Source organism: Streptomyces sp. DSM 42067 (assembly GCF_055792885.1).
Genome location: NZ_CM147706.1, coordinates 7870748 through 7895833, shown reverse-complemented (window position 1 = coordinate 7895833; position 25086 = coordinate 7870748). Strand labels below are relative to the sequence as shown.

Here is a 25086-nt window from a genome sequence, read left to right as displayed (position 1 = left end):
GTCACCCTTGAACTGACGTACCGTCATCCATTCGCCGTGAGACAGCGGCTGCTGGAGAATAGTCCTCCTTCAGCAGCCGCAGATGCGCCCACGACTCGACGGACCGCACGCCCGGGACGGCCCGCAGGGTCTCCAGGAAGCGCAGTTCGCCGTCGGCCGACGGACTCGCGGCGGTGCCGATGGCGTCGCAGCGCCCGATGCTGCTGGCGAGGTACTCCACCTCACGCAGGTCGCGTACGGCAGCGAGCGCCTTGTCCGCCAGCTGACCGTCGAGCGTGAGCTGGAAGCCGCACATACGGGTGGCGCCGAGCGCATCGGGCTGGACGAGCGCACCGATGTGCACGGCACCCGATTCGAGGAGCCGCAGGACGCGGGTGCGTGTGGCGCTCGTGGACAGGCCGACGGTGGCGCCGAGTTCGGCGAACGGCGTGCGCCCGTCGCGCTGCAGGCGCTCCAGCAGGGCGCGGTCGGTGTCGTCGATGGCTGCCGGCTGGTACGGGCCCGGGGGGAAGTGGGCGTGCTGGAGGATTTCGGTGTAGACGGCGGTGCGGGCCTCTCGGACGCCGGGCAGCGCGGCGATCCGGCGTACCGCGTCGGCGAGTGCGTCCTGATCGGCGCTGCGCAGCTCGGCGACGAGCGGGAAGCGCCCTGCGACGGCCGAGACATAGACGGCGTCACGCATGGCGCACACCTGCTCGGCGACCGGCAGCACGGGGCCGTCGACGGCTACCGCGACATGGGCGTACGCGGCGAGACCGAAGACGGAAGGGTGCACGACGCCGGCGATGCTCAGGACCTGGGCGTCCAGCAGCCGCTGCAGCCGGGCACGGGCAGCCGGCCGGGAGAGCCCGAGCGCCAGCGAGAGCGCCTCATAAGTGGCCCGGCCGTCCCTGCGGACCTCTGCCAGCAGCGCCTGGTCGGTGTCGTCGAGCTCGAACTGCGTCATTCGGTCCTCACCTGATTCGGCCGCCCGGTTCCTGGGGCCCGCGTCGCCTCGGTGGCTGGTCGGGGACGGGTCTACATCTTTCAGGCACTCATGTTTCACCCACGTAAGGATCTGCGGCTGAATTATTTCATCACCGCAACATCGGAAGTTCACCTCCTACTGTGCTTACGCATCGGCTGCAAGAATCCGCTCCTGAAAGCGAATTGGCACCCAGGTGTGGTGCAGCCGGCCCCTGGAGCGATCGTCCGTCGGAGGCCTCATGTCACGCCCGCCCGTCCCCTTCTCACGGCGCCAGATCATCTCCCGGGCCTTCTGGGCCGCGGGCGGTGCGCTGGCGGCGCCCGCGCTGCTCACCGCCTGTGGTTCGGAGAGCACCACCGGCGGCAGCAAGTCGGGCTCGAAGTCCGCCCCCGCGGACGTCGACGCCAAGTGGCCCCGCATCAGATCGCGTCAGGTCGTCGTCTCGGGCTTCGGCGGTGAGACGTACGAGATACGGCAGAAGGAGTGTTTCGACCCGTACTCCGAGGTCGCGGGCGCACGGGTGGTCCAGGCCGCCTGGGACTACGGCAAGTTCCTGTCGATGCTGGAGAGTTCGAGCCCCGAGTGGGATCTGATCGACTTCGACGGATACTCCGTGGCCGGCCTGATCGCCTCCGGGAAGGCGCCGGGCAAGCTGGCCGACTGGGTGCGCCGCTGCGACCTGGTGCCCAAGGCCTACCAGGACTACTGCGCGGGCGGCTACGCATGGAGCCAGGTCCTCGGCTGGTCGACCAAGCTCGACTCCGCGCCGACCAGTTGGGCGGACTTCTTCGACACCAAGAAGTTCCCCGGCAAGCGCGCCTTCCCCAAGTCCCTCTACATGGGCGTCTTCGAACTGGCCCTGCTCGCGGACGGCGTGCCCAAGGACAAGATCTATCCGCTCGACTTCGAGCGCGCCATCGCCAAGCTGAACGAGCTCAAGCCGCACATGGTCTTCTACGACACCTACGCGCAGGGCCAGCAGTACATGGCGCAGGGCAGCACGTCGATGATCGCCACCTCCAGCGCCCGCATGATCCAGCTGAAGAACGACGGCAAGCCGGTCGACTTCACGTTCCAGGACGCGATGCTGTACCCCTGGAGCTCGTTCACGATGCCGCAGAAGCCGCAGCACGCGGACGCCGCCAACGCCCTGCTCGACTACATGTCGACACCCGAGCAGCAGGCCCTGATGTCGAAGAAGATCTATCTCGGCCCGGTCGTCTCCAAGGCCCTCGATCTGCTCTCCGACAAGGAGCTCGCGCTCACCCCGAGTGCCCCGGACAACGTGGCCAAGCAACTCAGCGTCGACGTCGAGTACCTCGGCAAGTCGGACGCCGAGTACGTGGAGAAGTTCACGAGCTGGGTGGGCGCATGACCGCCGTACTCGACAAGCCGCCCCAGCCGTCGGCTTCCCCAGGCACCGCACGCCCACGCGCGCGTGGTGCACGGGGCGGCAGCGGTGCACGCTGGCTCTTCCTGCCGCCGCTCGCCCTGCTGCTGCTCGGGCTAGCCGGTCCGCTGGTCGCCGTGGTCGTCGCGGGCAGCGAGGACCACGGCCCCGCCGGGATGTTCACCGAGCCGTTCCGCAGCGCCCTGTTCCTGCGCGCGGCCTGGCGCACGCTGTGGATGGCCGCGCTCGTGACCCTGTGCACCGGCGTACTCGGCGTGCTGTACGCCCTCGCGCTGGGCCTGGCTCGCAAGGCGCTGAGCCATGTCCTGTTCGGCGTGCTCTTCCTGACCTTCTGGATATCGCTGCTCGTCAGGACGTACGGCTGGGTGCTGATGCTCCAGCCTCAGGGCGCCCTGGACGGGCTGGCGAAGACGCTCGGGCTGTCGGAGGACGGCCTCGGCCTCTACCAGACCCTGCCCGGCCTGATCCCGGCGATGGTCCACATCATGCTGCCGTACATGGTGCTGCCCGTGTACGCGGGCCTGCGCTCGCTCGATCCCGCGCAGCTGCGGGCCGCACGCAGCCTGGGCGCGGGCGAGTGGCTCGTCATGCGCACGGTGGTGCTGCCCGCGCTGCGTCCCGGGGCGGCGGCCGGAGCGGTCATCGTCTTCGTGATGTCGCTGGGCTTCTATGTGACGCCCGCCTTCCTCGGCGGTCCGGGCAGCCAGGTGACGGCGACCGTCATCGGCACGGAGTTCGGCCGGATGCAGAGCCTCGGCGGGGCTGCCGCGATGGGGGTGGTGCTGCTGGTGGCGACGCTGGGGCTGTATCTCGTGGCCGATCGGTTCCTCAAAATCAGCGAACAGTGGGAGCGGGTGTGACGGACGACGAACTGCGCACCGCCTTCCGCCGCCTGTCGCCGTGGGTGAACGCGGCCGGAGTACTCATCGCACTCTTCCTGATCGCCCCTCTCCTCGCGATCCTCCCGATCGCGTTCAGCGCGGACCGCTATCTGACCTTTCCGCCGTCCGGCCTGTCGATGCGCTGGCTGACGGAGGTGTTCACCAGCCCCGACTGGCAGGCCGCGTTCACACAGTCGCTCTCCACCGCGGGAACGGCAACGGTGATCGCCGTGGTGGCGGGCACCGGCGCCGCACTGGCGATGCCCCGCATGCGCCGCGGTGCGCGACTGCTGCGGACCGCCATGCTGGCCCCGATGGTCGTACCGCCGCTGGTCCTGGCCCTCGGCCTGTATCTGGCGATCGACGACCTGGGCGGCAGCGCGGGTATCCGCACCCTGATCCTGGGCCAGGCCACCCTGGCCGCACCGCTGGTCTGCCTGTCCGTGTCAGCAGGGCTCGCCAAGGTCGATCCGGCGCTGTCGCGCGCCGCCCGGAGCCTGGGCCACAGCTGGCCGTCCGTGCTGCTGCGGGTCGAACTGCCGTTGGTGGCACGGAGCGTCGCGGGGTCCGCAGTGCTGTCCTTCGGGCTCTGCTTCGACGAGTCCGTCCTGTCCTACTACCTGAGCCCACCGGGCGAGGAGACCCTGCCCACGCTGCTGTGGCTGGAGGCGGGCCAGCAGGCGTCGCCCGCCATCGCCGCCGTCAGCACGCTGGTGATGGGCATGGCCGTGGCGCTGCTCGGCCTCATGGTGCTGCTGACAGGTACGCGAAGTGGCAGGACCGCGAGGAGCACGAAGAGTCCGAGGAGTTCGAGGAGGATGTCATGAGCGTGTCCGTCGAGATCGACGCCCTGAACGTGCACCTGGGGGGCGCCCCGATCCTGCGCGACGTCACCCTCACCGTGCCCGCCGGGTCGTTCGTCACGCTGCTCGGACCCAGCGGCAGCGGCAAGACGACGACACTGAACGTGCTGGCCGGGTTCACCGAGCCCACCTCGGGCAGCGCGCTGCTCGGCGGCCGGCCACTGACCGGCGTACCGCCCGAGAAGCGCGACATCGGCGTGGTGTTCCAGAACTACGCGCTGTTCCCGCACCGGACCGTGGCGCAGAACGTCGAATTCCCGCTGCTCGCCCGCAAGATGCCCAAGGAGCAGCGGCGCGAGCGGGTGGCGACGGCACTGGAGCTGGTGCGCCTGCCCGAGGTCGGCGGGCGCCGGGTGCAGTCGCTCAGCGGCGGCCAGCAGCAGCGCATCGCACTGGCCCGCGCGCTGGTGTACGAGCCGGCGCTGCTGCTCCTCGACGAGCCGCTGGCCGCGCTCGACAAGCAGCTGCGCGAGGCCATGCAGTACGAACTGGGGCGCATCCAGCGCGAGACCGGCACCACGACGGTGGCCGTGACGCACGACCAGACGGAGGCACTGTCGATGTCCGACCTGGTCGCCATCATGAACGGCGGCCGCATCGAGCAGATCGGCACACCCGAGGAGGTCTACCACCGTCCGGCGACGCCGTTCGTGGCGCAGTTCCTGGGAGAGGCGAATCTGCTGCCGGTCAGCGGCGGACGCGTCGAGGCGCTCGCGCTGCCCGTGGAGGGCGCATCCGACGGCTTCACGGTGGTCCGGCCGGAGGACCTGGCGCTCACGGGTGATCCCGACGCGGCGGGTGCGGTGCCGGCGACGGTGGACGGCGTGGTCTTCCAGGGGCCGCGCAGCCGGGTCACGGTGACGGTGCCCGGGTGCGCGGAGCCCCTGGTGGTGACGGTCCCGGCCGGTACCGAGGTGCCCGGTACGGGTGACGCGGTCGGCCTACGGTACTGCGGCGGCGGGGCGCGCGCACTCAGCGAGCCGCCCCCGATCACCGATCCCTCGAAGTCCCCGAACGAGCCGGTATCCGCCGCTCCCGGGGCCGCCCTGTGACCCAGACACTGTCCGTCTTCCAGTCGCTGTGGGCGATGGAAGGCCTCCCCTGGCGCGCCCCGCGGCCCTGGACCCTCGAGGAGCGCATCGAGCGAACAGCGGAGGCCGGTTTCGCGGGTGTGGGCCTCGACCTGTACGCACGTGAGGCACCGGCCGCTTCCGAGGTGGCTCCCCTCCTGCGCTCGGCGGGCCTGCGTTCCCTGGTCACCGCGTTCGTCAACGACCGGACACCACTCGCTGCGAGCCTGGAGTACGCGGCCGAGGCAGGCGCCGAACTCGTCGTGGTCTGCGGCCAGGTGTTCCCCGACGAGCCGGCCGAGGCCGCCGAGCTCGTACGCGGATGGCGGAAGGAGACGGAGGCCGCGGGCTTCGCCTTCCATCTGGAGACACACCGCTACACGCTCACCAACGATCTCGCCTTCACCCACCGCCTCGCAGCGGAGCTGCCGGATGTCGGGCTCTCCCTGGACCTGTCGCACTACGTCGTCGGCAACGAACTGCCGGACACGTCCGACGCGCGCGTGGACGGCATGATCGGTCGCCTGCTGAGCCTCGGCGCCTCATTGCAGGGCCGTGTCGCCACCCGTGAACAGGTGCAGGTCCCGCTGGAGTTCGCGCAGCACGCCGCGCCGGTGGAGCGGTTCCGCGGCTGGTGGCTGGAGGCCATGCGCTCCTGGCGAACACGCGCGGCAGACGCCGCCGACCTGGTCTTCCTCTGCGAGCTCGGCACCACTCCGTACGCCATCACTGGCGCGGACGGCGAGGAGCTGTCCGACCGCTGGCGTGAGGCGCTGCTGCTGAAGGCGTGGGCGGAGGAGCTGTTCGCGGCCTCGGCTTCCGAGACCACCTCGGCCGAGGAGGCATCGTGAACGTACGCGAGGCATCGGGCCCCCTCGACGGACGGCCCGTGGGCAGCAGCATCCTCCCCGCCTCCGCCTACACCGACCAGAAGGTCTTCGACACCGAACGGCAGCAGATCTTCGAAAGCCGGTGGGTATGGGCCGGTTTCACGCACTGGGTGGCCGAACCGGGCAGCTCCCGGCCGGTCAGCGTGGCGGGCCGTCCCCTCCTGCTGGTCCGTGACCGCGAGGGCACCCTGCGGGTCTTCCACAACATCTGCCGGCACCGCGGCATCGTGCTGTCCGAACAGCCGAGCACCCGGGGGCGGCTGCGCTGTCCGTACCACTTCTGGACGTTCAATCTGGACGGTTCTCTGTGCGGAACGCCGTACTGGGACCGTACGAAGGGGTCGGGCCCGGAACCGGAGGTGCGGGACCGGCTCGGCCTGCTGCCCGTGCCGCACAGCGAGTGGGCAGGGATGGTCTTCGTGCATCTCGGCGAACCCACCGGTTCCGCCGAGGAGTTGCTCGCCCCGCTGGCCCAGCGGTGGGCGCCCTACGACCTCACCTCGCTGCACCTCGCCGAGGAGCGGCGCTACGACGTCGACGCCAACTGGAAGCTGGTGGTGGAGAACTTCCTGGACTTCTACCACCTGCCGTTCGTCCATCCCCAGGTCGGGCCGGCGGCGACACTCCTCGACATCGAGGACCAGGTGCTGTCGGAGGCGGTCATCGGCGGCTATTACCCGCGGGGGGCGAGCGCCAAGGCGTCCGGGCAGACGGCGGCGGGCGGCGGAGGCGGAGGCGGAACGGCGCTCCCACTGCTCGGCGATATCCCGGAAGGGCTGCGGGACCGGCAAGACATCTTCTGTGTCTTCCCGAACGCACTCGTGTTCATCGAGCCCGACTTCTACCAGGTCATCGCCCTGGAGCCGGTGGCGCCCGACCGGACAGTGGAGCACATGGCGGTGTTCGTGGCGGCGGAGGCCGCCGACGCGTCGTACGACACGGCCCGCAAGAACCTCTGCGACGTGCTCTTCGAGGTCAACGACCAGGACCTGCCCGTGCTGCGCGCGCTCCAGCAGGGCCGCCACTCCCCCGCCGCGGACCGGAACCACCTCGTTCCCCACTGGGACCAGATCACCGCCCGCTTCCAGCACCTGATCGCCGACGCCCTGGCGAAGGGCGTCCCCGCCACAGTGTCGAACGCCCCGGCGAAGGAGGGCCCCTGACATGGACGCCGAGCAGAGCGCCGAAGAACACGAGCTGCGCCGCCAACTGGCCGCCGTCTACCGCCTGGTGGCCCACTTCCGGATGACCGACCTCATCTTCACGCATATCTCGCTACGAGTGCCGGGCCCGGAGCACCACTTCCTGATCAACCCCTACGGCCTGCTCTTCGACGAGATCACCGCCTCGTCGCTGGTGAAGATCGACCTCGAGGGCCGACCCGTGGAGGAGACTCCGTACCGGGTGAACCCGGCCGGCTTCGTCATCCACAGCGCCGTCCACGCCGCGCGCCCCGACGCCCGGTGCGTCCTGCACACCCACACCAAGGCGGGGTGCGCGGTCGCCGCACAGGCCGGCGGGCTGCTGCCGGTCAGCCAGATGGCCATGGAGTTCTACGGCCGGGTCGCCTACCACGACTACGAGGGCGTCGCGCTCAATCTCGGGGAACAGAAGCGCCTGGTGGACGACCTCGGCGACCGGCCGGTGATGATCCTGCGCAACCACGGCCTGCTGACCGTCGGCGCCACCGCCGCCCAGGCGTTCCTGCGCATGTACTACCTGGAGAAGGCCTGCGAGATCCAGACGACGGCGCAGTCGGGCGGGCCGCTGGTCATGCCGCCGCCTGACGTGTGCGAGTACACCGCGCGGCAGCTGGCCGGGGAGAACGTCGCCGACTTCGCGGACGACGACGCGTACGACCTGGCCTGGGCGGCGCTGCTGCGCCTGCTGGACCGTGTCGCCCCCGACTACAAGAACTGAGAAGCCCCATGACACGAACTGGGAAACCCATGACAGCGTCCAAGGACTTCACCGAACTGCCCGTCGTCGACGCGTCAGGACTGCTGCACGGCGGACCCGAGGCGCAGCGCGAGGTCGCCGAACAGCTCGGCCGCGCCGCCAGCGAGGTCGGCTTCATGTACGTCTCGGGGCACGGCATCGCCCCGGAACTCTTCGACGGCCTGCTCGACGCGGCCCGCCGCTTCTTCGCCCTCCCCCACGAGGAGAAGATGCGCAGCTGGATCGGCCGTTCCCGCAACCACCGCGGTTTCGTCCCGGAGGGCGAGGAGGTCTTCGCGCAGGGCACCGCCGACCGCAAAGAAGTCTTCGGACTGGCCCTGGACCTGCCGCTCGACGATCCCGACGTCCGGGCGGGCACCCCGCTTCTCGGCCCCAACGTATGGCCGGAGCTCGACGGCTTCCGCGAGGCCACGACGGCGTACTACGAAGCGGTGCTGGCCTTCGGGCAGCTGTTGTTCCGGGCGTTCGCGGTGGCGCTCGGCGAGGAGCCGGACACCTTCAGCCGGTACGCCACCAAGGCGCCCAGCGGGCTGCGGCTGATCCACTACCCGTACGACGCGGACGCCCTGGACCGGCCGGGCATCGGCGCGCACACGGACTACGAGTGCTTCACACTGCTGCGGCCGACGGGACCCGGCCTCGAGGTGCTCAATGGCGCCGGCGAGTGGATCGACGTACCGCCGCTCGGTGACGCGTTCGTCGTCAACATCGGCGACATGCTGGAGCTGTGGACCAACGGCGAGTTCGTCTCCACGACCCACCGGGTGCGACGGGTCAGCGAGGAGCGTTACTCCTTCCCGCTCTTCTTCAACGTCGACTACCACACACGGGTCGAGCCGCTGCCGCGCTTCGTCACCCCCGACCGGCCTGCCCGACCGGGCCTGGTGGCGGGCGAGCACCTGTGGTCTCAAGTCCTCCAGGTCTATGGCTACTTGAAGGACCGCAGGGCTGCAGGCGAGCTGACCCTGCCGGAGAACGCTCTCGCCCTGTCTGCCGGGTTCGGGCGCGAGTTGGGTGACTGAGCCGGTACGGCTCGTGTCTCTGCTCCGTCGCTCCCTCTCGCGCCCGCCCTGGACAGGGGGATCTCGATCTTCGTCGCCCAAGGCGCTGGCCTAGAGTGGTGCCGTGCCATCCGGAAACGCCGTGGTCGCACGCAACGTGCGCATCCTCAGAGAACAGCGTGGTCTCTCGCTCGCCGAGCTGGCCCGTCAGGCCGGCCTGGCCAAGCAGACGCTGTCGAAGCTGGAGCAGGGCACCGGAAACCCCACCGTCGACACACTGTTCTCCATCGCCGGCGCCCTCGGCGTGCCCGTGACGCGGCTGGTCGCCGAGCGCGAGCAGGTCATGACGGTGCAGCGGGCCGACGCCGTGGTCTGGCAGGAGCACGCCGGATACGAGAGCCGCTCCCTGGACCACATCTACGGCTCCGGTGTGATCGAGAACTACCTTTTGCGCATCGGTGCCGGTCACGGTGGATCGAGCGGCCGTTCAGAGGCCCATCCCGTGGGCACGCTGGAGCATCTGTATGTGATCAGCGGCCGGGTGCGGGTGGGCCCGGTCGACAGCCCCGTCGAACTCGCCGCCGGTGACTTCGTCCGCTATCCCGGCGACCGGCCGCACCTCTACGAGTCGCTGGACGAAGAGAGCCTTGTGCACGTCGTGGTCAGTGTGCCCCGTGTGCAGCCCGGCACCGGAGGGAACGGCGTCGCGGGAAGCCATCGACGGTGAGCCGTCGGCGGTAAGACCGACCAGCAAAAGGGGGCGGGAGAAGGAGCGGTGGGCCCGTCAGTCCAGCCGTTACGCGAGCCGCCGAGGATGCCGTGCCGCCGGCCGGAACGGGCGATGGACCGCCGATTGCGTCGGGGTGGAACATGGCTCCTCGGCGTCAGCTGATCGAGGTGCCGATGCCGCCGCCGCGGGACTCAGCCCAGGCACGAAGCGACTGACGGTTCCTCACAATTGCCCGCGGTCAGGCCGGAGCCCGGCCCCAGCCCGACCCGCGGACGGTTCGTCGGCGTCCCGCCGGTCAGGCCGGCCCGGCATCAGACGGCCCGGCATCAGACGGCCCGGCATCAGGCATGTCCCGGCATCAGACGGCCCGGCCCGCGGACGGGAACACCGCTACACGGCAGAGCGCTGCCCTTCCACCCGGCTGTACGCGGTGCGGGCCTTGTCCGCCGCCTTCGATCCCGCCAGCGCCCGGGCCGCCTCGTAGGCGACGCGGCGCAGGGCGGGGGCGAAGTGGTGCGCCTCGAAGCGGTGGGCGGCGCCCGCCACGGAGAGCGCGGCCACCGGGCGCCCCGCGGTCCCCATGACGGGTACGGCGACGCACGCCAGGCCGGGCACGGCCTCCTCGCGGTCGTACGCGATCCCGTCCTGCCTGATACGGCGCAGCTCGGCACGGAAGAGGTCGGGGTCTGTGATGGTTCCCGCCGTACAGGCCGCCAGGCCTTCGGCGATGGCTCGCTCGGCCGCGTCGTGATCGAAGGCGAGCAGGGCCTTGCCCACGCCCGTGCAGTACGCCGGCAGCCGGGCGCCGATCCTTGACGGGGACCGGGTCGGGCGGTGGCCCTGGATCTTGTTGACGTACACGATCTCGGTGTCGTGAAGCACGGCGAGGTGCACGGTCTCGTGCGTCAGCTCGTAGAGGTCCGCGAGGTAGGGCAGCAGGCGTTCGCGCAGTACGAGCGACGAGGGACCGTAAACGCGGGTGCCGATGTCGAAGAGCCGGGAGCCCAGCCGGTAGTTGCTGCCGACGCGCTCGACCACATCGTTGCGCTGCAGGATGCCGAGCAGCCGGAACGCCGTCGACTTGGTCAGCTGGGTACGCCGGGCCAGCTCACTGACACCGATCCCGTCGTCGTACTCGGCCATCGATTTCAGCAGCATGAGGGCCTTGTCCACGGCCGTCTGCTGATCCGCGTCGGCCTCGCTGGGACGTGTGGCCGGCTTCGCGGTGGTGGTGTGGTCAAGCATGTGTGTGGCCTCCGGTGCGGCGGATCAGACCCGACCATCGAAGTGGACGTGCGTCCACTTTAGGTGACCCGGGGCAGTCTGCAAAGGCCTGCGAAGGGACTGTGCCCTGACACACGTATGCGTGGCAGGTGCACGAAAATGCGCGGTGCTGTGCCTTCGGAACGAGAAGGCACAGCACCGCGCTGATCAGGGCAGACCGCCGCGGCCCGTACGGGGCGGTCCACGGAGGCCACCTGTGGTCGGACTGCGTTCCTGCCCTCAGTTGGGGCGGACGACGACCTTGCCGGTCACTTCGCCGTCGATCACCGCCCGGAAACCGGAGTGGATCTCGGTCAGGGGGAGCACCCGGTCGATGCGCGGCTTGATCCCGGCGTTCTCCATGAACCGCAGCAGCGAGACGAACTCCTGACGAGTGCCGCCGGTGGATCCGAGCACGCGCTGTTGGAGGTAGAAGATGCGGTTCAGGTCGGCCGGGGGGTTGGCGCCGCTGGTCGCACCCGCCACCACCACCGCGCCACCGGCCCTGAGCGACTTCAGCGAGTGCTCCCAGGTGGCCTGCCCGACGGTCTCGACGACCACGTCGACCTTCTCCGGCAGACGGGTACCGGACGGCACCGCCTCGTGGGCGCCCATTTCAAGGGCGGCCGCCAGCTTGGCCTCGGAGCGGCTGGTGGCGTAGACGGTGGCCCCGGCGGCACGGGCCAGTGCGATGGCGGCGGTGGCGACGCCACCGCCCGCCCCCTGCACCAGCACCCGGTCACCGGGACGGATCCGGGCCTGGGTGAACAGCATCCGGTAGGCGGTCAGCCACGCCACCGGCAGACAGGCGGCCTCCTCGAAGGAGAGCGAGGCCGGCTTCGGAACCAGGTTGCGGCGCGGCACACAGAGCAGTTCCGCGAAGGCGCCGTCGTGTTGCTCGGACAGCAGCGCGCGGCCGGGGTCGAGCGTCTCGTCACCGCCGCCCGCCTCGGGGTCGCCGATGACGGGGTGGACGACGACCGGGTTGCCGTCCTCGTCGATGCCTGCCGCATCGCAGCCGAGCACCATGGGCAGCCGCTCGGCCGGGTGTCCGACGCCGCGCAGCGTCCAGATGTCGTGGTGGTTGAGGGCGGCGGCGGCCACGCGCACGAGCGCCCAGCCGGGCGGAACCGTCGGCTTGGGCACCTCTCGCAACTCCAGGCCGCTCAGCGGATCGTCGGGGTCTTGGCGCACGGCCACGGCTGCAAGCATGAGTGCACTCCTTGTCGTACCTGTCGGGCTGGCATGCCTTGTCGTTGCCTGCCGGGACGGCATGCCCTGTCGTCACCTGTCGGGATGGCATGGCTGGGTGACGACCCTTCCCGGAGCGGCGCGGGTGCTCCACCGGCCGTGCCGGGTCGCGGCACGGCCGGTGGAGCAGTGGGACGTCAGCAGTCGGAAGAGACGCGGTCGTCAGGCGTCGAACTCCTTGTCACGGGTCTCCGGCAGTGCCAGCGCACAGGCGAGGCTGATCAGACAGAGCACACCCGCGTAGACGCCGAGCACGAGCGGTGACTTCCAGTGGGTGTTCAGCCAGGTGGCGACGAGCGGGGCGAAGCCGCCGCCGAGGGTGTTGGCGAGGATGAAGGTCGCCGAGGCGCCGGTGTAGCGCAAGCGTGCGGGGAAGAGCTCGGGCAGGAAGGCGGCCACCGGCGAGAACATCAGCGTGAACAGCACCAGCCCGAGGCTGAACGCCCCCGTGATGATCCACACGTCGCCCGTCTGCATGGCGCCGAACATGGGCATCGCCCACACCGCGCACCCGACGGCTCCGGTCAGGATGACCGGCCGCCTGCCCACCCGGTCGGCCAGCCGGGCGGCCGGGACGGTCGCCGCCGCGCCGCAGGCCGCCGCGGTGCTCGCGGCGATCAGCATCGTGTTCTGCGGGATGCCGAGCGCCTTGGGCCCGTACGACAGGCTGTAGACGATGGTCAGGTAGTAGACGGCCGAGCCGCCGATCGCCGTGCCGATGCCGAGCAGCAGTCGGCCCGGGTGCTCCTTGACGAGGGTGCCGAGCGGGAACCTGGGAACCGAGCGGTCGGCCGCCGGCCGGTCGAAGACCGGGGACTCGGTGACCCGGCCGCGGACCCACAGCCCGATGACGATGAGCACCGTGCTGAGGAGGAACGGGACACGCCAGGCTCCGGCCGCGAACCCGTCCCGGCCCGCGATCGCGAGGGTGGGCAGGATCACGGCACTGGACAGCAGGAAGCCCAGCGGCGGGCCGGCCTGCGGGACGGACGCGTACAACGCCCGGCGCCCGGGCGGCGCGTGTTCGGCCGCGAGCAGCACGGCACCGCCCCACTCGCCGCCCATGCTCACTCCCTGGAGCAGACGGAGCGTCACCAGCAGGACCGGCGCCAGGAGTCCGGCGGTCTCGTACGTCGGCAGCAGCCCGACCCCGACCGTCGCCACACCCATCACCACGAGCGAGGCCACCAGGGCCCGCTTGCGGCCGAGCCGGTCGCCGATGGTCCCGAACAGCACCACACCGAGAGGCCGGGCCAGGAACGCGACGGCGAAGGTCAGGAACGCCGCGAGCGTCTGCACCGTGGAGCTCCCGGACGGGAAGAAGGCGGGGCCCAGGACCAGCGCGGCAGCGGTGCCGTACACGGCGAAGTCGTAGTACTCGATCGTGGTGCCGATGAGGCTCGCGACGGCGATCCTCGACACCTTGCTCTTGTCACTGCTCGTATCGCTCGTACCGATGCCGGGTGGTGTGAGTGGCTTGGCGATGTCGGACATGGAGCGGCTCACCTCCGATGTGCCCAGGATCCGGAGTGATCCAGGACAAAGTGGGGACTGGTGCCGACGCATGCTGGGGGTGCGGGCGGCGGGACGCATGCGCGTGTGCCGCCATGCGGCACGCCGGTTCCTCACGGACGCCGCGTGCCGCAGAACGGCACATCGGCTGGGTCCGGCGGCGGCATCGAGATGTCCTGTGGGCATGCAGCAACACGTCACCTGCGACACCACCAGGAACGTTCCGTCCCCTCGGACCGGCTGCCTTCGCTGACCGCGACCGTCCGGTGGACCGACACCGGACACGACACAGCACCTCGTACGCCCCCAGCCAGAAGGGATCCGCGATGCAACTCAGCGGACTCGGATACTTCGGACTCCGCACCCGGCGGATCGATGAATGGCGCACCTTCGCCGAGGACGTCCTCGGCCTGCAGTCCCGGACCACCGAGGACGGGCTGCGGATGCGCGTGGACGACCGCGACTGGCGGATCGCGCTCCACCAGAGCGACGCCGAGGAGTTCGCGTACGTCGGCTGGGAGCTGCCAGGACCGGCCGAACTGGACGCGGCCGCAGCGGAGTTGGAGGCCGCCGGTGTCGTGGTCAAGCGCGCCGACGAGGCGCTGCTGCGCGAGCGTGACGTGCTGGGCCTGGTCCACCTCGAGGACCCGAACGGCATCCGCGTCGAGCTGTTCCACGGCGCCCGCACAGCGACCACCCCGTTCGTCTCCCCCACCGGCGCACGGTTCGTCACCGGCGACCAGGGCCTGGGACACGTGGTGTTCAACGTGGACGACTTCGAGGCGACGTACCGTTTCTACACCGAGCTGCTCGGCTTCAGGGTCAGCGACTTCTGCGACCTCGGCCGCAAGCGCATCGCCTTCCTGCACACCAACCCGCGCCACCACAGCCTGGCCTTCGCCGGCCTGGTGATCGACCCCGAGCGCAAGCCGAAGAAGGACATCGACCCGGGCGAGCTGTTCCACTTCATGCTGGAGGTCGACGACTACGACACCGTCGGGTACGCGTACGACAGGTGCCTGGACGGCGGCGCCCCCATCGCGCTCACGATCGGGCGGCACAGCAACGACAAGATGCTGTCGTTCTACGCGGTCACGCCGTCCGGCTTCGAGGTCGAGTACGGCTATGGCGCGATCACGGTATCCGACCCCTGGGTCGCCACCCGGGTCGACGGGACCAGCCTGTGGGGGCACCGCCGCCCGCCCAGGCCGGCGCAGGCCGCCGCGGAAGGAGCCCAGGCGTGAGCGCCCTGCCCCGTACCGCCGCTGCCGCCGCTGATGTCAGCCCCCTCTTCGACCTCGGCCAGGGACTGATCGACCGCTCGATCTTCAGCGACGAGACGCTGTACCGGCAGGAGCTGCGCCGGGTCTTCGCGCCGAGCTGGCTGTTCCTCGCGCACGAGAGCCAGTTCAACAAGCCGGGCGACTTCTTCACCACGTACATGGGTGAGGATCCGGTCATCGTCACCATGGGTCGCGACCGGCGTATCCGGGCGTTCCTGAACGCCTGCCGCCACCGGGGCATGCGCGTGTGCCGTGCGGACGCCGGTGCCACCAAGGCGTTCACCTGCAGCTACCACGGCTGGTCCTACGACACGTCCGGGAAGCTGATCAACGTACCCAACCGGGACGGCTACCCGGCCGGGTTCGACCAGGACAAGTGGGGCCTGACCGAGGTCGCCCAGCTGGACACCTACAAGGGCCTGATCTTCGCCACCTGGAACCCCGAGGCCCCGCCGCTGCGCGAGGCACTGGGCGACATGACCTGGTACATGGACGCCATGCTCGACCGGGACCCGGAGGGCACCGAGGTGGTCGGCGGCGTCCACAAGTGGGTCCTTGAGGGCAACTGGAAGCTCGCCGCCGAGCAGTTCGCCTCCGACTGGTACCACGTCAACATCTCGCATGCCTCGGCCCTGATGGTCATGTCGCCGTCCGGCAAGGGCCCGAAGGCGGAGATCGTGCAGACGCCGGGCCGCCAGTACACCGACCCGAACGGGCACGGCGCCGGCTTCCCGACGCACCCCAAGAGCCGCTTCGACGACCGTGTCGTGCACCAGTACTACGACTACGAGAACCTGCGCGAGCGCCTCGGCGACACACGGGTCGAGGGGCCGATGACCACCGGTCACGCCACGGTCTTCCCCAACTTCTCGTACCTGCCCGTCAACGGCTCCATCCGCGTCTGGCACCCCAAGGGCCCGGACAGGATGGAGGTCTGGGCCTGGACACTCGTCGACAAGTCGATGCCCGACGAGGTCAAGAACGCCCAACGCCTGTACAACCTGCGCACCTTCGGACCGACCGGCATCTTCGAGCAGGACGACGGCGAGAACTGGAGCGAGTGCCAGGCCACCGCCCACGGCTTCATGGCGGGCTCCATGGCCCTCAACTACCAGATGGGCCTGGGCAGTGAGACCGAGGACGGCACCCACCCCGGCACGACCGGACACCTGTACTCCGACGGCGCCGCCCGCGGCTTCTACGCCCGCTGGCGCGACCTGATGAACACCCCTGCCTGGCACGAGACGGATCACGAGAAGGTCCACGAGACGGATCACGAGAAGGACACCCCATGAGCAACACCGGTACCAGCACGGGAATCCGCGTCGCCGTGGCCGGGGACATCGCCGAGGGAGAAGCGATCAAGGTCCCGGCCGAGCAGACCGGCCACGGCGACGCGATCGCCGTCTTCCACGACGAGGGCGCCTACTACGCGCTCGACGACACCTGCACCCACGGCCAGGCCTCCCTCGCCGAGGGCTGGATCGAGGGCGGCGAGGTCGAGTGCCCGCTGCACAGCGCCCGCTTCTGCCTGAAGACCGGCGAGGTCCAGTGCATGCCCGCGACCGTCGGCGCCCGTGCGCACCGGGTCGACGTCCGCGACGGCGAGATCTGGCTGCACCCCGGCGAGGAGCCCACCGTATGAGGCGCATCGCCATCGTCGGGGCGGGCCTGGCCGCCGTCTCCACCTGCGACGCGCTGCGCTCAGGGGGCTACGACGGCGAACTGGTGCTGTTCTCGGCCGAGGAGGGCCTGCCGTACGACCGTCCGCCGCTCAGCAAGGACGTACTGCTGGGCAAGGCCCGGCGCGAGGACATCCTGCTGCGCCCCGCCGAGTGGTACGAGCAGCAGGGCGTGGAGCTGTGGCCGGGCACCACCGTCAGCGGGATACGCCCGGCCGAGGGCGCCGTGGAGCTGTCCGGCGGCTCGGCGGTGTCCGCCGACCGGATCGTGCTGGCCACCGGCGGTACGCCGCGCGCCCTGCCCGTACCCGGCGGCGACGACCCGGCCGTGCATCTCCTGCGTACCTGGGAGGAGTCGGAACGGCTGCGGGAGCGGCTGCTGCCCGGCGCGCGGGTGGCCGTCGTCGGCGCGGGACTGATCGGCGCCGAGACGGCCGCGGTCGCGGTCGCGCTCGGCTGCCGGGTCACGCTGATCGACCCGGTGCCGGTGCCACTCGTCGCCGCAGTGGGCAGCGAGATCGCCGAGGCGCTGCACCGACGGCACACGGCCGAGGGCATCCGGGTCGTCACCGGCGGTGTGGAGCGGATCGAGCGCCCGGCCGGAGCCGACGAGGTGCTGCTGCACATCAGCGGGCTCGCGCAGCCGGTGCCCGCCGACACGGTCGTGGTCGGCATCGGCATCCGTCCGGCGACGGAACTCGCAGAATCGGCCGACCTCGTGGTCGACAACGGCATCGTCGTCGACGATGAGCAGCGCACCTCGCAGCCGAACGTCTTCGCCGTCGGCGACGTGGCGGGCCGCGACGGCCACGCCGTACGCCATGAGCACTGGGATGCCGCGCAGCGCGGCGGACAGGCCGCGGCGGCGGGTCTGCTGGGACGGCCGGCGCCCGCTGAGCAGGCACTCTGGTTCTGGTCGGACCGGCATGGCAGCCGCCTTGAGGCCGTCGGCACGATGGCCCTGGCCGACCGGACCGTGCTGCGCGGCTCGCTCGACGGCGGCGCCTTCACGGCCTTCGGGCTGCGCGCGGACCGGGTCGTCGCGGCCGCTGCGATCGATCGCGGGCGCGACATCAAGGCCGCCCAGCGACTCATCGACCGGGGCGTCGCGGTCGACGCCACACGCCTCGCCGACGAGTCGGCGGACTTGCGCACGCTGTTGCGCGGCTGACCGCACGGCGGCCGGGCGGCGGGCGCCGTGCGCCGTGCGCCACGGGCGGCCGACGCTGTGCAACGGCCGTCCGATCTGCCTGGCCTGTCCCGTCCGATCCGCCTGGCCTGTCCCGTCCGCCATCCGCCTCGTACGCCGCCGCCGACAGCCCCGTTCCGCCCGCGCCCGACCCCGCCGCGCACCCGGTGTGCCGCTCCTCGGCACACCGGCTCCCCCATCCCGCCGCTCCGCGCTGGGATGGCTCACAGCAGCGCGGCCCCGCAAGGAAGGACCCCATGAGCATCCGAACCGAGGAGCCCACAGCCGCCACGTCCACCGGATCGGCCCTGGAACCCGGCGCACCGGCCCAGGAAGCCGCACCCAGCTCGGCAGCACCGGCCGCAGCCCTCGACGACATGCTGCTCCACTTCGAGGTGCAGCGCCTCTACCACCTCGAGGCACAGTTGCTCGACCAGCACCGGTACGCCGACTGGCTGGAGCTTCTCGCAGACGACCTGCACTACTGGGCGCCGGTACGCACCAACCGGCTGCGCCGCCAGCAGAGCCTCGCCGACGGCGCCCCCGGCGAGGTGGCGATCTTCGACGAGACCAAGGCGAGCCTGGCGTGGCGCATCCGGCGATTCGACTCCGGCATGGCCTGGGCCGAGGACCCGCCATCGCGTACGCGTCATCTGATCACCAACGTCATCGTGCGCCCTGACGACGAACCGGGGCAGTACGTCGCCGAGTCGGCGTTCCTCTGCTACCGCAACCGCCTGGAACGCGAGGTCGACATCTACGCCGGCTGCCGCACCGACGTCCTGCGCCGCGGCACGGACGGCGGTCTGCTGATCGCCCGCCGCACGATCCTCCTCGACCAGAACGTCCTGCTCGCCAAGAACATCAGCACCTTCCTGTGAACCGGAGTCCCGACGTGACCACTGCCACCGAACCCGTCAGCCCCGCCGAGCCGAAGCTCGTCGAGCACACCGTGCGGACCACCCTCGGCCCGATCTCGGTCAGCGACGCCGGCGAGGGCCCCGTACTGGTGATGCTGCACGGCGGCGGTCCGGGCGCGAGCGGAGTCGCCAACTACCGGCAGAACCTCGCCGCCCTGGCCCCGCACTTCCGTGTGGTCCTGCCCGACCAGCCCGGTTTCGGCCGCAGTTACCGCCCCACCCAGGCGGACCTGGAAACCCGCAGCATCACCGAGATCACCGTCGACGCGCTGCTGCAGACCCTGGACGCCCTGGGCATCGACCGCTTCCACCTGCTGGGCAACAGCCTGGGCGGCGCGGCCGCCATCGCCACCGCGCTCGAAGTCCCGGAACGCGTGGAGAAGCTGGTGCTGATGGCGCCCGGCGGCGGCTGGCTCCCCTTCGGCCCCACCCCGACCGAGGGCCAGAAGGCGATGTTCCGCTACTACAACGGCGAAGGCCCCACGGTGAAGAAGATGCGGGACTTCATCCGCGTCATGACCGCCGAGCCGAAGCGCTGGGAGGACACCGTCCAGGCCCGCTACGAGGCCTCCCTCGACGAGTCGCACATCGCCTTCTACCACGCGTACAACGCGGCCTTCGCCAAGCGCCACGGCATGGACCCCCTCTGGCAGCGCGTCCACAAGATCAAGGCGCCGACGCTGCTGCTGTGGGGCCGCGACGACCGCACCATCACCCTCGACGGCGCGCAGCTCATGCTCAAGCAGATCCGCGACGTGCAGCTCCACGTCTTCGGCGGCTGCGGCCACTGGGTCCAGCTGGAGCGCCAGGCGGAGTTCGAGCGCCTGGTGACCGGCTTCCTCAGGGAGAGCTGAACCGATGGGGACAGCGGAAGCGATGGGGACAGCGGAAGCGATGGGAACAGGTGAACCGATGGGCTGGCTCGAGGGCGATGTCGCCCTGATCACCGGTGGCGCCTCCGGCCTCGGCCGCGCCGTCGCGCTGCGCTATCTCGCCGAGGGGGCGAGCGTCGCCGTCCTGGACCGCGACCGAGACCGGCTGGACGCCGTCGTGACCGCGGCCGGTGAACTCGCCGACCGGGTCCTGCCCGTCACGGGCGACGTACGCTCCCCCGACGATCTGCACGCGGCGGTCAAGGCCGCCGTCGACCGCTTCGGCAAGCTCGACATCCTCGTCCCCAACGCCGGGATCTGGGACTACCACCGCAGCGTCACCCGGCTGTCGGGCCATGAGCTGGCGGAGGCCTTCGACGAGGTGTTCGCCGTGAACGTCAAGGGTTATCTGCTCGCCGTCGAGGCCGCCTGGCGGGAACTGGTGGCCACCCGCGGCAGCATCATCATGACCCTGTCCAACTCGTCGTTCCACACCAACGGCGGCGGCCCGGTCTACACGGCGAGCAAGCACGCCTGCCTCGGGCTCGTCCGCGAGTTCGCCTACGAGCTGGCGCCCAAGGTCCGCGTCAACGGCGTGGCCTGCGGAGGCATGCGCACCCAGTTGCGCGGCCCGGAGAGCCTGGGCCTGGAGCGGCGGGTCATCGCGGACTCCTTCGCCCGGAACGAGGGCGCCGGAGAAAGACCGCACATACCTCTGTACGAGGCGAGCGTCGAACCTGAGGATTTCACCGGCACGTATGTGCTGCTCGCCTCCCGCCGGAACAGCGGCAACATCACGGGTGCCGTCGTCCCGGTGGACGGAGGCATCGCCGTACGCGGCTTCCGCAGCTCGGCCGGCGGCGCAGACCTCTGAACAAGCCCCCACAGGCCGCAGACCTGTGAACAAGCCCCACAAACCGCAGACCTTTGAACAAGCCCCTAGAGACAGACCCCCTGAGCAAGCCCACGTCCCCAAATGATCCACTTGCCGTGAGCCGAAGGAGCCGTCATGGCAGCAGTCGACATCAGCCCCGCCTCCGCCGTGCATCGCAGAGCCCGCTATGCCGGCAGCAGCACCGCTCTGCTCTACGAGGGCACCGAGATCTCGTCGGCCGAACTCGGCACGGTCGTCCACGAACTGGCCACGGGCCTGGCCTCGCACGGCCTCCGCCGCGGCGACCGCATCGCGTACCTGGGGCTCAACAGCGCGGTCCTCCTCCAGACCCTGCTCGCCGCCGCGCACCTCGGGGCGGTCTTCGTGCCCGTGAACCACCGGCTCGCGGCCGACGAGGTCCGCCACATCCTGACCGACTGCGGCGCCCACACCCTGGTCGTCGAGGAGGGCCACCGGCCTCTGGTCGAGTCGGTCCTGACGGAGGTGCCGGCCCGCCGCCATGTGCTGGTGGACACCGACCCGGCCTGCCCGGCCTCCCCCAAGCTCTCGGCTCCTCCCCCAGTCACGCCGCCCGCCGTGTGGACCCCGCTGTCGGAGCTGCTGGGTTCCGCCGACGAAGGGCTGGCCCCGGTGGCGCTGTACGACGACGACCTCGCGATGCTGATGTACACCTCCGGCACCACGGGACGGCCGAAGGGAGTGATGCTGACCCACGGCAACGTCTGGTGGAACGCCGTGAACGTCGACAGCGTGGTGGAGACCCGGCCCGACGACATCAATCTGGCTGTGGCGCCGTTGTTCCACATCGGCGGCCTCAACGCCCTCACCCTGCGTGCGCTCCTGCGCGGCGGCAGGGTCGTGGTGCGCCGCACCTTCAATCCGGCGCAGTGCCTCGACGACCTGGTCCGCCACCGCGTGACCAGCTTCTTCGCCGTACCGGCGATGTTCACGGCCCTCGCCCACACCCCCGGCTTCGCCGAAGCCGACCTCAGCAACCTGCGGGCGGTCGTCGTCGCCGGTGCCCCGGTGCCGCCGCAGCTCATCCGCGATTACGCGACCCAGCACGGCGTACACCTCCAGCAGGCGTGGGGGCTGACCGAGACCTCCCCGTTCGCCACCTATCTGCCGCCCGGGCTGACCCTGGACAAGGCCGGCTCTGCCGGTGCCCCCATGCCGTACACCGAGGTGTGCCTGCTCGCCCCCGGCAGCGGCTCGAAGATCACCGCACCCGAGGTACGCGGCGAGATCTGCGTCCGGGGCCCCAATGTCACACCCGGCTACTGGAACAACCCGTCCGCCACCGGCAAGGCCTTCGACGACGCCGGATGGTTCCACTCCGGCGACATCGGCTACCGGGACAGCGACGGGTTCTACTACGTCGTCGACCGCATCAAGGACATGATCATCAGCGGTGGCGAGAACGTGTATCCGGCGGAGGTGGAGCGGGTCCTCGCCGACTTCCCGGGCGTGATGGAGGTGGCCGTCATAGGCGTGCCACACGCCAAGTGGGGCGAGACCGTGCTGGCCGTCCTCACGTGCAAGCCGGGCGTCGAGCCCACCCTGGAGGAGATACGGGAGTTCGGCGGGCGGCATCTCGCCCGCTACAAGCTGCCCACCAGGATCCTGACCATCGACGAACTGCCCCGCAACGGCAGCGGCAAGCTCGCGAAGGCAGAGCTGCGGGCGTGGGTCGACCAGCAGACCGCCCAAGAGCCGGAGCCGGAGCGCGAGGCCGAGCCCGAGCCCGAGCCCGAGCCGACGAAGGCTCCACGCCCATGACCGCCCTCACCACCGGGACGGTACCGCCGCCCCCGACACCGCCCCTCGCCGACGGTTGGACGCTGCGTCCGGCAGATCCGGTCGCGGATCTCGGGCTCGTCCACGGATGGTTCGCCGCATCCGGCGTCGACCGGTCCCGTGATGTCCTCCAGGACGAGATCCGCGCGCAACTGGCGGGACGGGCCGCACGGCCCTGCATCGTCAGCCTCGACGGCCAGCCCGTGATCTATCTGGAGGTGCACCGGGTCCTCCACCATCCCCTGCGCGCCTGCTACCCCGTGGGCGCCCACGACCTCGCGCTCGAACTCGTCCCCGGCGTCCCCCGGTCCGCCGGCCGGCAGCTGATCGCGCGCCTTCTGCCCGAGCTGACCTCGGCCCTTTTCGCGTCGGATCCGCGCTGCCGGAGGGTGACGGCGGCCGTCGATGTGGAGGACGCAGCGGCTGTGGGCGACTTCGAGGCCGGCGGGTTCCGGCACGTGACCGATGCCGACCTTCCGCACCGCAGCGTGGCTCTGCTCGTCGCGGAGCCTTCCGCGGTCACCACGATCGCGACATCTCTTGACGCCATGCCCCATTGAGCCCTGAGCCGCCGAACTCGTCCTTCCCGGGCTCTCTTTGGGTCTTCCCTATCGATTCGGGCGCGATGTGAGTGACCGCGCCAGTGCGGACCGTATTCTTCCTCTGGGCAGCCACGCGCGTAGCGGGGGTTGTGTGCTGCCTGTCGTCTGACGCACGGCGCCGCCGTGCGGGGGTCTGACGCACGGCGGTTGCTGTGCGCGGGAAGGAGGCGGGCGGGTGCAGGAGGTCAGCCTTTCGCGTCTGGTGGAGCCGCTGCGCTCGGGCGGGCTCGCGGACTCCGTCTTCCAAGTGGCCCAGCAGACCCCGGGGTTCGTGCAGTTGTCCCGCCGCTCGGAGAGGCAGCCGAACGAGTGGTATCCGGTGACGGCGGCCGAGTTCCGCGACGAGGTGCTGGCCGTCGCGAAGGGGTTCCTCGCCAGCGGCATCCGGTTCGGCGACCGGGTCGCCCTGATGTCCCGTACGCGCTACGAGTGGACGCTGCTGGCGTACGCCCTGTGGTCCGTCGGCGCCCGCGTCGTGCCCGTCTACCCGACGTCGTCGTCGGAACAGGTGCGCTGGATCCTGGACGACACCCAGGCCGCGGCGATCGTGGTCGAGCACGAGGACCATGCGATGACGGTCGGTGCGATCTGCGGCTCCATGCCACTGCTGGCCCACATGTGGCAGCTGGACTCCGGAGGTGTGCGCCAGCTGGTCGAGGCCGGCCAGGACGTGCCGGACGACGCGGTCACCCGGCAGCTCGCGTCGGTCCAGCCGCAGCAGATCGCCGCGGTCCTCTACACCTCCGGTACCACGGGACGCCCCCGGGGCTGCCTGCTCACCCATGCGAGCCTGGCCGCCGAGTGCGACACGCTCATCTCGGGCTGGCGCGAGCTCGTCGCCGAACCCGGCGATGAGCCGTCGATCCTCACCTTCCTGCCGGTCGCGCACTGCTACGGGCTCATCGTGGTGGTCTGCTGTCTGCGCGGCGGGATCCGGCTCGGCCACCAGCCCGACATGACGCCCGACGCGCTGCTGGCCGCGCTCGACTCGTTCCGCCCGACGTTCCTGTTCGCCGTCCCGTACATCTTCGAGAAGATCTTCCAACGCGCCCGGCTCGCCGCCGAGGAGACGGGCAAGCTCGCCGCGTTCGACAAGGCCGTGGACGTCGCGGTGCGCTATGCGGAGGCGCTGGAGCGGCAGACCCACGGCAAGGGGCACGGTCCCGGCCCGGCACTGAGAATGCAGCACGCGGTGTACGAGCACGCGGTCTACGCGCGGATGAGAGCCGTTCTCGGCGGGCGCGTGCGGTACGCGGTGTCCGGCGGTTCGACGCTGCGCCGCCACCTGGGCCTGTTCTTCGCCGGCGCCGGCATCACGGTCTACGACGGCTACGGCCTCACCGAGACGTCCGCCGCGGTGACCGCTCAACCGGTGCACCGGGTCAAGTTCGGCACGGTCGGCAAGCCGCTGCCGGGCAACACGGTGCACATCGCGCCGGACGGCGAGGTGTGGGTGCGCGGCGACGTCGTCTTCCTCGGCTATCTCAACAACCGCGAGGCCACCGACCAGGTGCTCCGCGACGGCTGGTTCGCGACCGGCGACGTCGGGTGCCTCGACGACGACGGCTATCTCGTCATCACGGGCCGGAAGAAGGACATCATCATCACCAGCGGCGGCAAGAGCGTGGCCCCGCTGGCCCTCGAGGAGCAGCTGCGCGAGGACCCGATGGTCTCGCAGTGCCTGGTGGTCGGCGACAACCAGCCCTACGTCGCGGCCCTCATCACGCTGGACCCCACGGCTGTCGTCAACTGGCGGAAGATGATGGGCAAGCCGCAGGCGAGTCCCGAGGAGGTGACGGACGACGACGACCTCCGGGCCCTGATCCAGCGGACGGTGACGCGCGTCAACACCGGTGTTTCGCGGGCCGAGTCCATCCGCGCGTTCCGCATCCTGCCGCAGGAGTTCAGTACGTCCAACGGGTTCATGACGCCGTCCCTGAAGCTCCGGCGCAGCGCGATCGTGACCGCGTTCAAGCGGGAGATCGACGCCCTTTATGCCCGGAGCCGGTGACTCCGGGGCCCGGAACCAGTGACCTCCGGTCCCGGAA

23 protein-coding genes are annotated in these 25086 nt (G+C 70.5%); 19 read left to right on the top strand and 4 right to left on the bottom strand.

Translation table 11 applies throughout. The features are described from left to right. Position 1: 1 nt before the first annotated feature. Positions 2-946, bottom strand: a complete 945-nt coding sequence (locus ACSMXV_RS35340; protein ID WP_473175183.1) for an Lrp/AsnC family transcriptional regulator — start codon at positions 944-946, stop codon at positions 2-4. A gap of 259 nt (positions 947-1205) precedes the next feature. Here ACSMXV_RS35340 and ACSMXV_RS35335 point away from each other — a divergent pair, with 259 nt between their 5' ends. From ACSMXV_RS35335 to ACSMXV_RS35295, 9 genes are all read left to right on the top strand, one after another. Beyond that, entirely contained in the window at positions 1206-2342 is a 1137-nt protein-coding gene (locus tag ACSMXV_RS35335) for an extracellular solute-binding protein (protein ID WP_473175182.1), read from the top strand. Further along, positions 2339-3238: an ABC transporter permease gene (locus ACSMXV_RS35330; protein WP_473175181.1), complete on the top strand. Its 900-nt coding sequence runs from the start codon at positions 2339-2341 to the stop codon at positions 3236-3238. The genes ACSMXV_RS35335 and ACSMXV_RS35330 overlap by 4 nt, the downstream gene beginning before the upstream one ends. Further along, complete coding sequence (locus tag ACSMXV_RS35325; RefSeq protein ID WP_473175180.1) at positions 3235-4086, top strand: ABC transporter permease; 852 nt, start codon at positions 3235-3237, stop codon at positions 4084-4086. The genes ACSMXV_RS35330 and ACSMXV_RS35325 overlap by 4 nt, the downstream gene beginning before the upstream one ends. After that, positions 4083-5174 (top strand): ABC transporter ATP-binding protein, encoded by a 1092-nt coding sequence (locus ACSMXV_RS35320; protein WP_473175179.1) that lies wholly within the window; start codon positions 4083-4085, stop codon positions 5172-5174. Before ACSMXV_RS35325 ends, ACSMXV_RS35320 begins: the two co-directional genes overlap by 4 nt. Next, complete coding sequence (locus ACSMXV_RS35315) at positions 5171-6043, top strand: sugar phosphate isomerase/epimerase family protein (RefSeq protein ID WP_473175178.1); 873 nt, start codon at positions 5171-5173, stop codon at positions 6041-6043. The genes ACSMXV_RS35320 and ACSMXV_RS35315 overlap by 4 nt, the downstream gene beginning before the upstream one ends. Then, positions 6040-7245, top strand: a complete 1206-nt coding sequence (locus tag ACSMXV_RS35310) for an aromatic ring-hydroxylating oxygenase subunit alpha (protein ID WP_473175177.1) — start codon at positions 6040-6042, stop codon at positions 7243-7245. The genes ACSMXV_RS35315 and ACSMXV_RS35310 overlap by 4 nt, the downstream gene beginning before the upstream one ends. Before the next feature lies 1 nt (position 7246). Beyond that, on the top strand, positions 7247-8002 hold the full coding sequence (locus tag ACSMXV_RS35305) for a class II aldolase/adducin family protein (protein WP_473175176.1): 756 nt from the start codon (positions 7247-7249) through the stop codon (positions 8000-8002). Positions 8003-8031: 29 nt separating this feature from the next. After that, positions 8032-9063 carry an isopenicillin N synthase family dioxygenase gene (locus ACSMXV_RS35300; protein WP_473175175.1) on the top strand — a complete coding sequence of 344 codons (1032 nt, stop codon included), beginning with the start codon at positions 8032-8034 and terminating at the stop codon, positions 9061-9063. Positions 9064-9166: 103 nt separating this feature from the next. Continuing rightward, positions 9167-9769: a helix-turn-helix domain-containing protein gene (locus tag ACSMXV_RS35295; protein WP_473175174.1), complete on the top strand. Its 603-nt coding sequence runs from the start codon at positions 9167-9169 to the stop codon at positions 9767-9769. A 393-nt stretch (positions 9770-10162) separates the two neighbouring features. Here ACSMXV_RS35295 and ACSMXV_RS35290 read toward each other — a convergent pair whose 3' ends face one another. The 3 genes from ACSMXV_RS35290 to ACSMXV_RS35280 form a co-directional block, all read right to left on the bottom strand. Continuing rightward, positions 10163-11017 carry an IclR family transcriptional regulator gene (locus ACSMXV_RS35290; RefSeq protein ID WP_473175173.1) on the bottom strand — a complete coding sequence of 285 codons (855 nt, stop codon included), beginning with the start codon at positions 11015-11017 and terminating at the stop codon, positions 10163-10165. Between the two features lie 258 nt (positions 11018-11275). Then, positions 11276-12247, bottom strand: coding sequence for a zinc-binding dehydrogenase (locus tag ACSMXV_RS35285; protein ID WP_473175172.1), 972 nt, complete (start codon positions 12245-12247; stop codon positions 11276-11278). A gap of 201 nt (positions 12248-12448) precedes the next feature. Further along, complete coding sequence (locus tag ACSMXV_RS35280) at positions 12449-13780, bottom strand: MFS transporter (protein WP_473175171.1); 1332 nt, start codon at positions 13778-13780, stop codon at positions 12449-12451. 344 nt (positions 13781-14124) lie between these two features. On the opposite strand from ACSMXV_RS35280, the gene ACSMXV_RS35275 reads away from it, so the two are divergent. The 10 genes from ACSMXV_RS35275 to ACSMXV_RS35230 all read left to right on the top strand — a co-directional run bounded on the left by ACSMXV_RS35275 (position 14125) and on the right by ACSMXV_RS35230 (position 25049). Beyond that, the gene (locus tag ACSMXV_RS35275; RefSeq protein ID WP_473175170.1) at positions 14125-15042 is read left to right on the top strand and encodes a VOC family protein; all 918 of its coding nucleotides are present in this window, start codon (positions 14125-14127) and stop codon (positions 15040-15042) included. Beyond that, positions 15039-16376 carry an aromatic ring-hydroxylating dioxygenase subunit alpha gene (locus tag ACSMXV_RS35270; protein WP_473175169.1) on the top strand — a complete coding sequence of 446 codons (1338 nt, stop codon included), beginning with the start codon at positions 15039-15041 and terminating at the stop codon, positions 16374-16376. The genes ACSMXV_RS35275 and ACSMXV_RS35270 overlap by 4 nt, the downstream gene beginning before the upstream one ends. Further along, positions 16373-16726 (top strand): bifunctional 3-phenylpropionate/cinnamic acid dioxygenase ferredoxin subunit, encoded by a 354-nt coding sequence (locus ACSMXV_RS35265; RefSeq protein WP_473175168.1) that lies wholly within the window; start codon positions 16373-16375, stop codon positions 16724-16726. The genes ACSMXV_RS35270 and ACSMXV_RS35265 overlap by 4 nt, the downstream gene beginning before the upstream one ends. Next, positions 16723-17934 carry an NAD(P)/FAD-dependent oxidoreductase gene (locus ACSMXV_RS35260; RefSeq protein ID WP_473175167.1) on the top strand — a complete coding sequence of 404 codons (1212 nt, stop codon included), beginning with the start codon at positions 16723-16725 and terminating at the stop codon, positions 17932-17934. Before ACSMXV_RS35265 ends, ACSMXV_RS35260 begins: the two co-directional genes overlap by 4 nt. Before the next feature lie 275 nt (positions 17935-18209). After that, entirely contained in the window at positions 18210-18833 is a 624-nt protein-coding gene (locus ACSMXV_RS35255) for a 3-phenylpropionate/cinnamic acid dioxygenase subunit beta (RefSeq protein ID WP_473175166.1), read from the top strand. A 14-nt stretch (positions 18834-18847) separates the two neighbouring features. Next, the gene (locus ACSMXV_RS35250) at positions 18848-19726 is read left to right on the top strand and encodes an alpha/beta fold hydrolase (protein ID WP_473175165.1); all 879 of its coding nucleotides are present in this window, start codon (positions 18848-18850) and stop codon (positions 19724-19726) included. A gap of 58 nt (positions 19727-19784) precedes the next feature. Beyond that, positions 19785-20618, top strand: a complete 834-nt coding sequence (gene hcaB, locus ACSMXV_RS35245) for a 3-(cis-5,6-dihydroxycyclohexa-1,3-dien-1-yl)propanoate dehydrogenase (protein ID WP_473175164.1) — start codon at positions 19785-19787, stop codon at positions 20616-20618. A gap of 135 nt (positions 20619-20753) precedes the next feature. Next, complete coding sequence (locus ACSMXV_RS35240; protein ID WP_473175163.1) at positions 20754-22418, top strand: acyl-CoA synthetase; 1665 nt, start codon at positions 20754-20756, stop codon at positions 22416-22418. Further along, positions 22415-22996, top strand: coding sequence for a GNAT family N-acetyltransferase (locus tag ACSMXV_RS35235; RefSeq protein ID WP_473175162.1), 582 nt, complete (start codon positions 22415-22417; stop codon positions 22994-22996). Before ACSMXV_RS35240 ends, ACSMXV_RS35235 begins: the two co-directional genes overlap by 4 nt. A 217-nt stretch (positions 22997-23213) precedes the next feature. Continuing rightward, positions 23214-25049, top strand: coding sequence for an AMP-dependent synthetase/ligase (locus tag ACSMXV_RS35230; protein WP_473175161.1), 1836 nt, complete (start codon positions 23214-23216; stop codon positions 25047-25049). The last annotated feature ends 37 nt before the right edge of the window (positions 25050-25086 follow it).